A 13,527-nucleotide genomic window follows, 5' to 3' on the forward strand; every position below is an offset into this window, starting at 1 on the left:
GGCGCCGGTCTCATCCGGCGCGACCGGCCCGGGACGTCAGGGCCGGTGCAAGCCGGCCGCGACCACCTTGGCGTGCTCGGCCCGGCCGAGGCTGCGCATCCGGTCCGCCAGCGCCTTGAACCCGGCATCGTCGCGCCAGGCCTCGAACACCGGATCGCGCTCGATCAGCCAGGCCTGGCGGAAGCCTTCTTCGTCCACGGCAGCCTGCAGGTAGCCGAGGCTGCGCTCACGGTCGCCGGCAACGGCGGCGACGCGGGCGAGCTCGACCGTGCTGTTCAAGTTGCTGGCCACCTGGCCGCCTTCCGCCTGGATCTTCCCAAGGAAGGCATCGAGCTCGGCAAGCCGGCGAGCCGCCTCCGGCAGCCCTTCGCGTTGGTCAAGCCATGCCAGCAGGATCAGGGGCTGCACGTTCTGCAACGTCAGGGGCTGGCCATCGCGATAATTGCTGAGGCGAAGCGCGTCATTGAGGGCCTTGCGCGCCTCGGGCCACTGCTCGCGCCCAATGGCCGCGAGTCCCCGCAGGTGCGCGCCGACGTGGCCGCCGCTGGCGCTGGCGAGCCCATCCAGGGCCGCTGTATCGCCACGCGATTCTGCGATGGCGCGGCGGGCCAGCAGCTCCCAGCGATTGTCCGCACCACGCGCCCGGGACGCGGCGACCCAGGCATCCGCCATCGCATCATCGCCCATCTCGATACCCACGATGGCCAGCCAGGCCGCCGAATACGGGTCACCCGGCCGTTCGGCGTGCACGCGCGCAAGGTAACCCGCAGCGTCTGCCAGCCTGCCCTGGATCCTGCGCAGGCTGGCCATTTCTTCTTCCGCGTAGCCGTTGCCGGGGTCGTCCGCGAGGACTCCTTCCAACACCTGTTCCGCCTCTTCGAGCCGCTGGTTGGTTATCAGCCGCCCGGCCAGCCGGGCGCGGTAAAAGAACGAAAGCGGGTCGAGTTCGGCCGCACTGCGCTGCACTTCGACGGCGCGACGGGGTTCGCCGATGTCCAGCAGGGAGTCGGCATAGAGGTTGTAGGCGATGACATGGTTCGGGTTGGTCGCCAGGATGTCTTCGAACAGCGCCGTCGCCCGCTGCTGGTCGTTGTAGTAGCGGTCGTAGACCATGGCCATCGAGGTCTTGGCCTCGGCCGACTGCGGATCAAGCTCCAGCGCGCGCCGCGCCGCCTGTTCCGCCTGGGGGAAAGCCTCGGTCGCCCGGAAGCCGCCGTAGTCCTCGAGCCAGACCCATGCTTCGGCGATGCCGCCGTAGGCGGCCGCGAAGTCGTCGTCGAGCGCCAGCGCCTGTTCGTACAGGTCGATGGCCTTGCGCAGGCCTTCGCGCGTCGGCTGGCGTCCTTCCTGGCGACCGCGCAGGTACAGGTCGTAGGCGGCGACGTTGGTGGTGCGGCCGGCGGTTTCTTCCTCGATATCCAGCTGGAGCTTGAGCGCATCGACGATGGCGGTTGCGATCTCGTCCTGCACGGCAAAAATGTTATCGACTTCCCGGTCGTAACTTTCCGACCACAGGTGGAAGCCATCGCTGACCTTGATCAGCTGGGCGGTGATCCGCATCTGGTCACCGCTCTTGCGCACCGAGCCCTCGAGCACGGAATCCACGCCCAGCGCCCGCCCGATCTCGCCGATGTCGGCATCGCCGTCCTTGAACTTGAACGACGAGGTGCGGGCCGCGACCTTCAGGCCGTCGATGCGGGCCAGCACGTTGAGCAGTTCCTCCGACACGCCTTCGGCGAAGTAGGCCTGGTCCTGGTCGGCGCTGAGGTCGTCGAAGGCCAGCACCGCAATTGATCGCAGCGGCGCGTCGGCAGCAATGGGGTCAGGTTCATTTTCCCCCGCCGCCATCGCTGCCCCTGCCGAGGTTTCGCCGGGGGAAATTGAACCTGACCCCGCTCTCCCCCAGACCATCATCGCGGCGACGCCGACCAGCAGCACGATCACCGCGATGTCTAGCTTGCGCGCGGTATGGTCCACGGCACCGGCGGACCGTTCGACCTCGCTTTCGCGACGCAGGCCCTGAGGCGTCATCTCGAACACCCAGGCAAACACCAGCGCCGGCACGAAACCCAGCGCCAGCAGCACCACCAGCGACTGCAGCACCCAGTCGGGGGTCTTGAATATAGGCAGCAGGGTTTCCGCTATCTGCACCAGCAGCCAGGCGCCGACGAGGTAAAGCCCGGCCACGCGGATGACGTTACGGCGGCGGAGTTCGGCAAAAAAACTGCCCGGCTTGTGCTCGGTCATTGGTCACACTCGAAGGATTGGTCCGCGGTGGCGCGACACCCGCTGGGGAAGCCGTGGGCCTGCCAATAGGCCAGCACGCCGCTGCCGCGGATGTACTGCTTGAACTCCGGCGACTGCCGGTATGTCCTGAACGGGGCGGCCCAGATCATCCAGGACGGCGGGGGCTCGTCGAAGACACCCAGGGAAACCAGGATTGCGCTGTGGTAAAGACTGCGGCCGTGCTCGCCGAGGTGCTGCAGCACTTCCTTGCCCAGTGAAGAATTATCGCGCTCCGGATGGCGGAGGGCGTCGTAGATTTCGTCGCCACGGCGCCACTGCGGCAGCAAGATGGGATGATTGAGCGTTATCAGGAAAGCCGCCCGCTCTTCGAACTGCGCCAGCAAGTGCAGGTTTGCATAGCCATCGGTGTTGACGCCACGGCTCAAGGCATCAAGCATGCGTGCGTAGGCTTCATCCGCGCGGCCGAGAACCCAAAGGGTGTCGTACTCGTTTTCGCTGCAGGGGCCGAACAGGGGATCGACGGCAACACAATCGCGGAACACCGCCAGGGCGCGCTCGGTGTCGCCGACCAAGGCAAGGGCGAGGCCCAGCCAGTTCATCGCGTTCACGTTGTGCGGATCGATCTCGATCGCCCGCTCCAGATCGGCGATGATGGCGGCGTGGTCTGCATTCAGACGCTGGTCGCTGCCGATCCCGCCGCGGATCCTGGCCAGGGTCGCCAGCGCCAGACTGCTCTGCGAATCCAGCGATAGCGCTTTTTCGGCGTATTGCACGCTGAGTCGGTTGAGTTCGTCGATGCCCAGGTCGGAGCCCGGGTATTCGTACAACAGGGAGGTCACCGCGGCACGCAGCTCCCAGGCCTTGGCGAACGCAGGGTCCTGTCCCAGGGCCTGGTCCAGCCATAACTCGGCCTGGCCCAGGTCGCGCCGGGCCAGGAACAGCGCGCGGGCCCGAAGGTAAAGATCGTAGGCGCCAAGGTTTGCAGTGGGCTGGGTGAGCGCCACGCTGCCGACCTGCGCAACATCGAGTGACTCCTTGAGCGCGGCCACGATCGAAGTGGCTATTTCTTCCTGGATCGCGAAGACGTTCTCGGCGGTCAGCGGCCGGTCGTAGCTTTCCGACCAAAGATGGCGGTCGGTCTGCGCGTCGATCAACTGCGCGGTGATGCGCAGGGTATCGCCTGCGCGCCGCACGCTACCTTCCAGGACATGCCGAACCGCCAGCTTGTCGGCGATGGCCGGCACGCCGAGCGCTTCCTGCCCCTTGAAGCCAAACGAAGAGGTGCGGGAGGCGACCTGCAGACCCTGCACCTTGACCAGGGCGTTGAGGATCTCTTCGGAGATTCCGTCGGAGAAGTACTCCTGCTCGGGATCGGTGCTCATGTTGACGAAGGGCAGCACGGCGATGGAGTTGCCGGGCGTCGCGACCGTCTCATCCGTCGCCCCGGCCTCCTGCTGGATTGGCGTGTCGGCCACTGCCGCTGGCTCCGCCACCACCGCTCGCGGCCAGAACCGGTCGGTTGCGACCACCAGAACCACCAGTGCCAACGCAACCAGGATCAAACGATCCATGCGCTGGGCCGTCTTGGGCGCCGTGGATTGCCCGGGCGACACCTCGCCTTCGCGCCTGATGCCATCCGGAGTCAGCTCGAAAATCCAGCTGAACACCAGCGCCGGCACGAACCCGATCGCCAACAGCACCACCAGCGCCTTGAGCACCCAGCCCGGGGTGTCGAAGATCGGCAGCAGGGTCTCGGCCACCTGCACGACCAGCCACGCGCCCACCAGGTACAGCCCGGCCATGCGAATGACGTTACGGCGGCGGAGTTCGGCAAGAAAATCAGTCATTGCCGCGTGCCTCCAGCCATTCCTCGTAGCGGGCCTTCATGGCCAGGAAGCGCGGGTGCGCGTACAGCGGCTCCAGGCCCGGCTCGACGGAGAACCAACCATAGATATGGGGACCAAAGGTTTCGGTCAGCCGCTCGAGGTAGTGCAGTGCGCGCTCCGGATCACCGGCGCGTGCGAAGGCGATCGCCAGCGAAAGATGCATGCGCCGCGAGCCCCAGACATCGCGGCGGGCGTTTTGGATGAAGTCGGCCTCCGCCGCACGGACGCCTGCCAGGTCGCCTTGCATGCCCGGCAGGTCGCAGGGGAGGTAGTAGGCGTTTCCCAGCCAGCGTGATGGATAAGGGTCGCTGCGCAGGGCCATTCTTTTCCCGATCCCGTCAAGCAGCCGCGTGGCCTCGGCCTGCCGTCCCAGCGCGAGCATGGCCTGGGCTTGCAGCATGGCGTAGGCCTCTGGGAAATCGCCCGGGCTGCGCTGGTCCTGGGGCCAGATCTCCGGCGACAGCGCATGGGCAATGCGTTCGGGATCGCGGCTCTTGATCGCCACCCTCGCCGGCGCGGCCACGAAGTTGTTCAGCGGGCCATCCACCCTGGCCCAGGCGGTATCGAGGTCGCCCTGCTCTTCTGCGGTCCAGATGGCGCGGGCCCGGGTATCGGCGCCGAGCTTCCTGGCGCGTTCGAGCATGGCCTCCGCGCCGGCGAAGTCGCCCCGCACGATGAACAGCAATTCGACCAGCGCGATCATCACGTCAGTTGCCTGTGGATCAACGGCCAACGAGCGCTCCAGGTAGGAGAAGGCATCATCGAACCGCCCATCGCGACGGGCGACGTAGCCGCTGGCCTCCAGCGCCTCGGCGTGGTCGGGCACGCGGTCCAGGATGGTCCGCAGGACGGCGTCCGCACGCGCGTAATCCAGGTCGCCCAGGTAGTACTCGTAGGCCTGCGCCATCAGGGTTTCGAGGTTGTCGGGCGCCAGTCGCTGCGCCTCGGCCAGGCTGGTGCGCGCGTCCTCGCGCCAGGACCGCGGTCCCACCGCCAGCCAATTGCCCAGCAGCTGGACGCGCGCCTTGCGGGCATGGGCTTCCGCGAAGCCGGGGTCCAGGGCGATGGCGCGGTCGTACGCAGCGATGCCCTGCAAGGCCGCTTCGGTGGAAATCGAGGTGAGGTCGGAGGCGAGCCGGCCGCGGAGATAGGCGTCGTACGCCGCCAGGTTCTGCGTGGACCCGGCGCGAAGCGCATCGGCTTCCTCCTTGCTCAGGGCCACCTGCATCGCTTCGGCAACGGCCTGGGCGATGTCGGCCTGGATCGAGAAGATGGTTTCGGTGGTCAGTTCGCGGTCGTAGTTCTCCGCCCACAGGTGAAGATCGCTTTCACCGTCGATCAGCTGCACGTTGACCCGGACCTGGTCGCCGGCGCGCTGCACGGCGCCCTCCAGCACCACGGATGCGCCCAATTCCGCGGCGATTTCCGGGACTGACAGTTCTGAATCGGCGTAGCGCATCATCGAGGTGCGTGAGATCACCTTGAAGGCGGACACCTTGGACAGCTGGGTCAGCAGGTCGTCGTGGATGCCCTCGGCGAAGTAGGCGTCTTCGGCGCGTGCGCTGCGGTTGCGGAACGGAAGCACCGCGATCAGGCCGGGTTCGCGCGCCTTCGCAGCGCTGGTGGATTCATTGCGCGCGGTGGCTTCAACTTCATTCGCAGGCGTTGCAGCCGGCGATTCGGAAACCGCGGGCTGCGCGGGTGGTTCATCACGCGGCCAGTAACGATCGGCGGCAATCACCACCAGCAACACCAGCACGCCGGCCAGGGTCAGGTTGTCCATCCGCCTGGCCGTTCGTGACCCGGCCGGATTGGCGGCATTGGCCCCGGCATCGCGCTTGAGGCCATCGGGCGTGATCTCGAAAACCCAGCTGAATACCAGCGCCGGAATGAAGCCCAGCGCCAGCACGATGATGATGGCGCGCAGCACCCAGCCCGGCACGTCGAACGCGGGCAGCACCGTTTCGGCTACCTGCACGATCAGCCACGCGCCCACGAGGTACAGCCCGGCCATGCGGATGACGTTGCGGCGGCTGAGTTCGGCGAACAGGCTCATCGGCCATACCCGCTGCAGTCGAGCCGGCGGCCGGCGGGGTCATCGACGGGGCGGCAGCCGGTCGGATAGCCCCGCTGCTCCCAGAACCCGACGATCCCGTCTTCCTCCATCATCGCGAAAAAACGCGGATGCTCGCGCAGCCAGCCCATCGAGGGCAGCCAGGCAGTGGCGGCCACCCGCAGGCTCATGCTGGGGTCGTCGAGATGGCCGAAAACCCGCTCGGCATCCTGGAACAACAAGCCCGCGGTGAGGAAGACTTCCGACCTCGCGGAGGGTTCCAGCACATCCGTGGCGGCGAAAAACGAAGCCTGTCCGGCCGCATCGTCCATGGCGTCCAGCATTTTGGCCACCAGCGCCGGACCCAGTTCGGGGTCGTAGCCTTCCGCAGGCGTCGCCGCAAACCAAGCCTCCATCATTGGCCTGGCTTCCTGTTTCCTGCCCCCACTGGCCAGGCCCACCCCGACGAGATTCGACCAGAACGGAAGCCTGCTCAGTTCGAACGCACGCTGGGCCAGGCGAGTCCCTTCCTCCCATTGCCCCCGGGCCGCAAGCGCGACGCCCAGCCAGCCGTTGTTGATCGCCACGAGCGGGTCCCGGGCTTGCGCCCGCTCAAGATGCGCCTGCGCAAGCTCGACATACCCCAGCTGCAGCCAGGCAAGGCCAAGCCACAGGCGTGCCGACGTATCGGTCGTTGAAAGGTCTGCCGCCTGCTCGAGCAAAGCGAGACCTTCGATCCATTTCCCGGTACTTCTCTGGTCCACGAAGATCTGCCCCTGGACGGCCAGCGCCGTTGCAAGTCCGGGGTCAAGCGAGAGCGCCTTTCCGGCGGCTTCCTGCGCACCCGCAAATAGTTCCTGACGATCAAGCCCGGTGGGATATCCACCGCCTCCGACCACCTGGCTGGCCGCGCCGAGGTAGGCCCAGGCCTCGGTGAACTCCGGGTCGCGTTCGACCGCGAAGCGCAGGTCGGCAATGGCGTCATCCAGCTCTACGCGCCGGTAGAAGCGGGTGCGGCCGCGCAGGAAACGTTCGTAGGCCTGGAGGTCATCGGTGGGCGCCGAGACCGACACCTCCCGGACGCCCAGGACATCCTGGAGCTCGCCGGCGATCGCCTGGGCGATTTCCTCCTGCACGGCGAAGATGTCGGCCAGCTCGCGGTCATAGGTCTGCGACCACAGGTGCCCGTCGGTCTGCGAGTCGATCAACTGGGCGGTGATACGCACGCGCTGGCCCTGCTTGCGCACCGAACCCTCCAGCACGTGGCGTACGTCCAGCGCCTGCGCGATCTCGGGAATGGGCGTGGCCTTGCCCTTGAATGAAAACGCCGACGTTCGCGAAGCGACCCGCAGGCCGTCGACGCGCGAGAGCAGGTTGAGCAGTTCCTCGGAAATGCCGTCGGCGAAATATTCGTTTTCCGCGTCCGGGCTCATGTTGGCGAAGGCCAGTACCGCGACCGAGGCCGAGGAGTCGGCGCTTTCTGCCGGCGCCGGGGACGACGGCGCAGGCCCCGCGCTTGCCGCCGGCTCCGGCGCACCCGGCTTCCACAGCATCAGCCCGCCAATGCCCAGCAGCAGAACGATCACGGCGATGTCGAGCTTGCGCGCCGTGCGGTGCGAACCCGCCTCCGCGGACTCGGCGGGCTTCTCGCGCCTTATCCCGTCCGGCGTCAGCTCGAATACCCAGGCGAACACCAGCGCCGGCACGAAGCCGATCGCCAGCACCAGGATCAGGGCCCGCAGCACCCAGCCCGGCACGTCGAAAGCGGGCAGCACCGTCTCGGCGACCTGCACGACCAGCCAGGCCGCGACCAGGTAAAAGCCCGCGATGCGAATGACGTTGCGGCGGCTGAGTTCGGCGAACAGGCTCATCGGTCGCACTCCAGTTGCGGTGGCGTCGTGGTGGCAAGGCGACAGGCGTCGGGTTCGCCGTGTTCGGCCCAGAACTCAAGCAGGCCGCGGGTGGCGTCGATCTCGAGGAAGCGGGGGTGTTCGCGAAATGCCCGGGTTTCGGGCGACCACACCAGCATCAGCAGCAGCTGGCCGGAGCCCGGCTTGGGTCGCAGGGCCTCGTTGATGGCGGGTTCGGTCAGGCCCATCAGCAGGTTCAGCACGGTCCAGTCGTAGCCGGGGAAGTTCGCCGCGGCTTCGGCCAGCACCATGTGCGCGGCACGGCGCTGCGAGGGATTGGCAATCATGCTCGCCAGCTCGTCGTGCACGACGCGTTCGCCGGCACCGATGCGGCCGTCTTCCCGCACCCAGTCCGCATAGCGGCGTTCGATCTCGGCCGCGTCACCTTCGATCAGCGCCAGCTTCAGCAGCCAGACGGCGGCCGGACCGCGCCAGCCCAGTGAGTGCGCACGCTCGAGGTTGGCCCGGGCCTGCGCATGCCGGCCCTGCATCAGTTCGGTGGCGCCCAGCCAGCCCAGCTGGATGCCGCTGAGCGGATCGAGCTGGCGGGCGCGGTCGAAGGCGTCGTGCGCGGCGGCGACGTGGCCGGCCTCGAGCAGGGTCAGGCCCTTCCACACCCAGGAGTTGGCGCTGTTGGGCTGCGCCGCCAGCGCCTTCTCCACCAGCGCCAGCGATTCCAGCCGCTCGCCCGCATCGGCGGCCAGGCGCGAACGCACGGCCAGCGCGGCGGGCAGTTCCGGCACCAGGGCCAGGGCGCGGCCGGCGGCGGCATCTGCGCGCGCGCTGGCCTCGTCGGTCGGCGTGGCCAGATAGCTGGGCATCACGTATTCGATGCTGGCCAGCGTGGCCCAGGCGTCGGCGAAGTCCGGGTCGCGCTCCACCGCCTGCTGTATCAGGCTGCGCGCTGATTCAAGGTTGCTGCCACGCAGGGCGAACAGCTGGCGACCGCGCAGGTAGAGTTCGTAGGCCTGCAGGTCCTGCGTGGCCGGTGCCACTTCCACCGTGCGCACGCCCAGCGACGTCGCCAGGGCGTCGGCGATGGCCTGGGAGATTTCTTCCTGCACGCGGAAGATGTCCTCGAGCTTGCGGTCGAAGGTGGCCGACCACAGCAGCTGTTCGCTGGCGGCGTCCACCAGCTGCGCGCTGATGCGCACGCTGTCGCCCTGTCGCCGCACCGAACCACTGACCAGGTTGGCCACGCCAAGCTGGGCGGCGATTTCGCGGCTGCCCAGCTCGGTTTCGCGGAACAGGAAGGACGAGCTGCGGGACGTGACCTTCAGCCCCGGCACGCGCGCCAGCACGTTGATCAGTTCTTCGGACAGGCCATCGGAGAAATATTCCTGCTCCGGGTCGGTGCTCATGTTGACGAAGGGCAGCAGCGCGATCGAATGCGGGTCCACCGGCCGCGTGACGGCGGGTGCCGCTTCAACCGGCGCCTGCGGCCCGGCGGCGATGCCGGGCTCGGGGCCATGGCCGATGATGAATTGCCGAAGCAGGGTCAGGCTCAGCGCGGCCAGCGCCAGCACCACGATCATCTGGTCGATGCGGCGAGCCGCGCGCGCGCCGTGTTCGGGATCGACGGGGGCACCACCGCGGCGCCAGGCCAACCACAGCGTCGGCAGCAGCGCCAGGAGCAGCACCCACACGACCCACTGCACGCCCGACAGCGGCAGCCCCAAGGCGGGGAACAGCAGGTTGGCCATGGCCAACAGCAACCACGACAGCGCCAGCCAGGCCAGCACGGCACGAACGATGTTTCGACGGCGGTGTCCCTGGAACGAACTCACCTGTCTCAAGCCCCCCTGGGCCGGAGGGGGAGAGGCGAGCGGCGGCACCACGTCAGCGCTCCCCCGAGCCGACGGCCAGCATAGACGCCGCTTGCGGGGCGTACAAACTGGCCGAACGCGCCGCCATGCGCCGTTTCGCCAGCGCATTGCCGGCCTTGCGAGGGCTGGGGTGCGACCCGTGGCCGGACCCGGGCATGCATTTCGCAAGCACGCGGCCCGGGCGGGGCGGGCAATTTGCCGGGCTGGCCCACCGGACATCGAACGACTGTCATGTCGGATCAATAACTTGCGCGCCATGGAGGCCGCTGGCACGGATGCTGCAGCCTCTTCCCGGACCCCTCTCCCGGAACCTGGCCATGACCCTGTTGATCCGTGAAGACCTGACCGATGCCGACCTGGCCTGGGCTGCGCAGTCCTTCGCCCCCCGCGCTGCCGCCGCCACCGCCGCCCCGCCCTCCCCCACGCGCAGCCGAAGCCGGGCCCTGATGGGCCTGGGCACGCTGGCTGCCGTCGCGGGGCTGGCCCTGGCCCTGTCGGCCAACGTCGGCGCCACCGCCCCGCGCCCTGCCCCGGATTCGCTCGCCGCCGGCACGCCGCGCGAGGCGGTGGCGCCGGGCTGGACGGTGCAGTCGTCGGTACAGGAGCAGCTCAGTGCCAAACTCACCGGCACCGACGTGGCTTTTTCGCTGGTGTCGGCCCAGGCGACCTGCCTGGACGAGGGCGGCCGTCGTTTCGACGGCGCCGGCCTGGCCCAGCTTGACGGGGAGGAGGTGCGCTTCGTTTCCTTCAGCCTGTCGGTGGACCCGGACGGGCGCGTCCGCGCCTTCGACTACGGCATGGCCACCAGCGGTGAAACCGACGACGTACTCGCGATCCGCTGAGTCCGCAGTGGCCGGGGCTACAATGCCGGCCATGGACATCTTCAAGAGTTTCACCCTCGAGGCCGCGCACCGGCTGCCCAACGTGCCGGCGGGCCACAAGTGCGCGCGCGTGCACGGCCACAGCTTCCGGGTTGAACTGCACGTCTCGGGCGACGTCGGCGCCGACACCGGCTGGGTGATGGACTTCGGCGACATCAAGGCGGCCTTCAGGCCGCTCTACGACCAGCTCGACCACCACTACCTCAACGACATCGCCGGCCTGGAAAACCCGACCAGCGAAAACCTCGCCATCTGGATCTGGGACAAGCTGCAGCCCGCCCTGCCCGGCCTGTCGGCCGTAGTCGTGCACGAGACCTGCACCTCAGGGTGCAGGTACACCGGACCGCAGTGAATCAGTCGGCCGGGACGCCGGTCAGTTCGGCGCTGAGCGCCAGCAGCTTCGCCTGCGCTTCTGGATCCTGGCCCTGCGGGTCCATGGTGTCGCGCGGCACGCCGCCCTGCAGGTAGAAGGCGCCGGCTCCAAGCGTCGGCGCGTGCGCCAGGCCCATCACATGGTCCACGCCGTCCTGCACCGTGGAGCGCGGCGGGATGCCGATGCCCTTGACCATGGTCGTATTCATCAGCGTGGCCGGGTGCAACGAAATCATGGTGATGCCGTCGGCCAGGAAGGCCGGCGCCAGCGCCTTGGTCATGGTCGCCTGGGCCTGCTTGCTTTGCCCGTAACCGCGGGCGGCGGCGCCTTCGGCTTCGAGCATCACGTCGTTGAAGTCGATCGGCGCCGAGCTGCCGGACGACACGTTGATGATGCGCGAAGGCGCGGCGGCCTTCAGCGCCGGCCGCAGCTTGTGCACCAGCACCCAGCCGGCCAGGTAGTTCACGGCGAACTGTAGTTCGTGGCCGTCCTGGCTGGTGCGGCGCTGGCCGTCGTTGAAGGCGACGCCGGCGTTGTTGACCAGCAGGTCGAGTCTTGGCGTTGAAACGGCCACGGCGTCGGCGAACTCACGCACGGCCTGCATCGAGGAAAAATCACCGGCGATGAAACGCGCCGATCCCTTTCCCGATGCGGTGATTTCTTCCACCAACTCCTGGCCGCGCTCGGCGTTGCGCCCGTGCACGATGACGTGGGCGCCTTCGGCGGCGAAGCTGCGGGCCAGTTCCCGGCCAAGGCCGTCGGTGGAGCCGGTGACCAGTACGGTCTTGCCGGCGTAGGAAACGGGCTCCTGGGCGACAACGCCCACCGGGAGCAGCACAAGGGCAGCGGACAACAGGCCGATCAGCGAATAACGCATGGCGCGGGCTCCTGCGGGTGGGCGGGAGCCAGCGTACTACAAACAAAGAGCGGTGATCGCTTCCTGCAGGCTGTGGCGCAGCACGTCGCGGTCCTGCTGCGGGTCGCGCACGTAACAAAGGATCAGGCCGTCCACCAGGCAACGCATCACTACGGTGCGGCGGCGCACGGCATCGGCCTCGAGCGGCTTGCCGGCGGCGATGGCGCTGCGACGGACCAGGTCTTCGAAATCCACCCAGATCTGCGGTTCCTGGGCCGTGACCACGGCGGCGATGTCGGCGTCGCGCGTGGCTTCGGCCGAGACCTCCAGGAACAAGGCGGCGTCGAAGCCACCCTCGCAGGCCTCGCCCGGCCCGCTCTCCCGCCAGGCGTCGATCTTCTCAAGCAGCTTGTCCACCAGCTCCGAACAGGTGGCGATGCCGGCCAGCGCCTCGCGGCGCTCTTCGCGCTGCTCGTCGGTGATGGCGCGGATGATCGCCGCCTTGTTGGTGAAGTAGCGGTAGATCAGGCCCTGGCTCATGCCAGCCGCGCGCGCGATCGCCGCCATGCCGGTGCCGTGGAAGCCGCCTTCGGAAAAACACGCCCGCGCCGCTTCCAGGATGCGCTCGCGCTGCGCTTCCTGGCGCGCCCTGGCCTTGGCGCCGCCGCCGGCCGGCATCGGGCTCATCGCTTGGCTTCCTTGCGGTAGAACACGCGCCGCACCATCACGAAGAACAGGGGAATGAAGAAGATACCCAGGAAGGTGCCGCTGATCATGCCGCCGATGACGCCGGTGCCGATCGCGCGCTGCGCGCCCGAACCGGCGCCGCTGGCGATGGCCAGGGGCAGCACGCCGAAGCCGAAGGCGATGGAGGTCATCAGGATCGGACGCAGGCGGTCGCGGATGGCGGCCAGCGTGCCTTCGACCAGGTCCATGCCCTTTTCGACGTTGGCTTTGGCGAACTCGATGATCAGCACGGCGTTCTTGCTCGACAGGCCGACCGTGGTGAGCATGCCGACCTGGAAGTAGACGTCGCGCTCAAGCCCGCGCATCCAGGTGAACAGCACCGTGCCCAGGATGCCCAGCGGCACCACCAGCAGCACCGAGGTCGGGATGGTCCAGCTTTCGTACAGCGCCGCCAGGCACAGGAACACGATGAGCAGCGACAGCGCGTACAGCAGCGGCACCTGCGCATCGGCCACGCGCTCCTGGTAGGACGCACCCGACCACTCCAGGCCGAATCCGGCCGGCAGCTGTTCGGCCAGGCGCTCCATTTCGGCCATGGCGTCGCCCGAGCTCACGCCCTGGGCGGCCATGCCGGTGACGTTCACCGCCGGCACGCCGTTGTAGCGCTCAAGGCGCGGCGAGCCGTATTCCCAGTGCCAGGTGGCGAACGAGGAGAACGGCACCATCTCGCGCTGGTTGTTGCGCACGTACCAGAGGTTGAAGTCTTCGGGCACCATGCGATACGGCGCATCGGCCTGCACGTAGACGC

General features: G+C 68.0%; 10 protein-coding genes. 2 read left to right on the plus strand and 8 right to left on the minus strand.

The annotated features are described in order from the left end of the window. Positions 1-36: 36 nt before the first annotated feature. Genes AACZ35_RS01775 through AACZ35_RS01795 form a run of 5 tightly spaced genes read right to left on the minus strand, consistent with a single transcriptional unit; the run spans position 37 to position 9,883 of the window. Positions 37-2,247: a tetratricopeptide repeat protein gene (locus tag AACZ35_RS01775; protein WP_339825340.1), complete on the minus strand. Its 2,211-nt coding sequence runs from the start codon at positions 2,245-2,247 to the stop codon at positions 37-39. Continuing rightward, positions 2,244-4,094, minus strand: coding sequence for a tetratricopeptide repeat protein (locus AACZ35_RS01780; RefSeq protein ID WP_339825342.1), 1,851 nt, complete (start codon positions 4,092-4,094; stop codon positions 2,244-2,246). The genes AACZ35_RS01775 and AACZ35_RS01780 overlap by 4 nt, the downstream gene beginning before the upstream one ends. Next, entirely contained in the window at positions 4,087-6,189 is a 2,103-nt protein-coding gene (locus AACZ35_RS01785; protein WP_339825344.1) for a tetratricopeptide repeat protein, read from the minus strand. The genes AACZ35_RS01780 and AACZ35_RS01785 overlap by 8 nt, the downstream gene beginning before the upstream one ends. Beyond that, positions 6,186-8,057 (minus strand): hypothetical protein, encoded by a 1,872-nt coding sequence (locus tag AACZ35_RS01790; RefSeq protein WP_339825346.1) that lies wholly within the window; start codon positions 8,055-8,057, stop codon positions 6,186-6,188. Before AACZ35_RS01790 ends, AACZ35_RS01785 begins: the two co-directional genes overlap by 4 nt. Then, complete coding sequence (locus AACZ35_RS01795) at positions 8,054-9,883, minus strand: hypothetical protein (protein ID WP_339825348.1); 1,830 nt, start codon at positions 9,881-9,883, stop codon at positions 8,054-8,056. Before AACZ35_RS01795 ends, AACZ35_RS01790 begins: the two co-directional genes overlap by 4 nt. Before the next feature lie 356 nt (positions 9,884-10,239). On the opposite strand from AACZ35_RS01795, the gene AACZ35_RS01800 reads away from it, so the two are divergent. Together AACZ35_RS01800 and queD are read left to right on the plus strand one after the other, a co-directional pair. Beyond that, positions 10,240-10,764, plus strand: coding sequence for a hypothetical protein (locus AACZ35_RS01800; RefSeq protein WP_339825351.1), 525 nt, complete (start codon positions 10,240-10,242; stop codon positions 10,762-10,764). 31 nt (positions 10,765-10,795) lie between these two features. Then, on the plus strand, positions 10,796-11,155 hold the full coding sequence (gene queD / locus AACZ35_RS01805) for a 6-carboxytetrahydropterin synthase QueD (protein ID WP_339825353.1): 360 nt from the start codon (positions 10,796-10,798) through the stop codon (positions 11,153-11,155). Position 11,156: 1 nt separating this feature from the next. Here the strand turns inward: queD and AACZ35_RS01810 are convergent, their stop codons facing one another. From AACZ35_RS01810 to AACZ35_RS01820, 3 genes are all read right to left on the minus strand, one after another. Beyond that, positions 11,157-12,053 (minus strand): SDR family NAD(P)-dependent oxidoreductase, encoded by an 897-nt coding sequence (locus AACZ35_RS01810; RefSeq protein WP_339825355.1) that lies wholly within the window; start codon positions 12,051-12,053, stop codon positions 11,157-11,159. A gap of 36 nt (positions 12,054-12,089) precedes the next feature. After that, positions 12,090-12,719, minus strand: a complete 630-nt coding sequence (locus AACZ35_RS01815) for a helix-turn-helix domain-containing protein (protein WP_339825357.1) — start codon at positions 12,717-12,719, stop codon at positions 12,090-12,092. Then, on the minus strand, positions 12,716-13,527 hold an 812-nt coding region (locus AACZ35_RS01820; protein ID WP_339825359.1), incomplete at its 5' end, for an efflux RND transporter permease subunit. The genes AACZ35_RS01815 and AACZ35_RS01820, both read right to left, overlap by 4 nt.

This window comes from uncultured Arenimonas sp. (genome assembly GCF_963976025.1).
Taxonomy (GTDB): domain Bacteria; phylum Pseudomonadota; class Gammaproteobacteria; order Xanthomonadales; family Xanthomonadaceae; genus Arenimonas.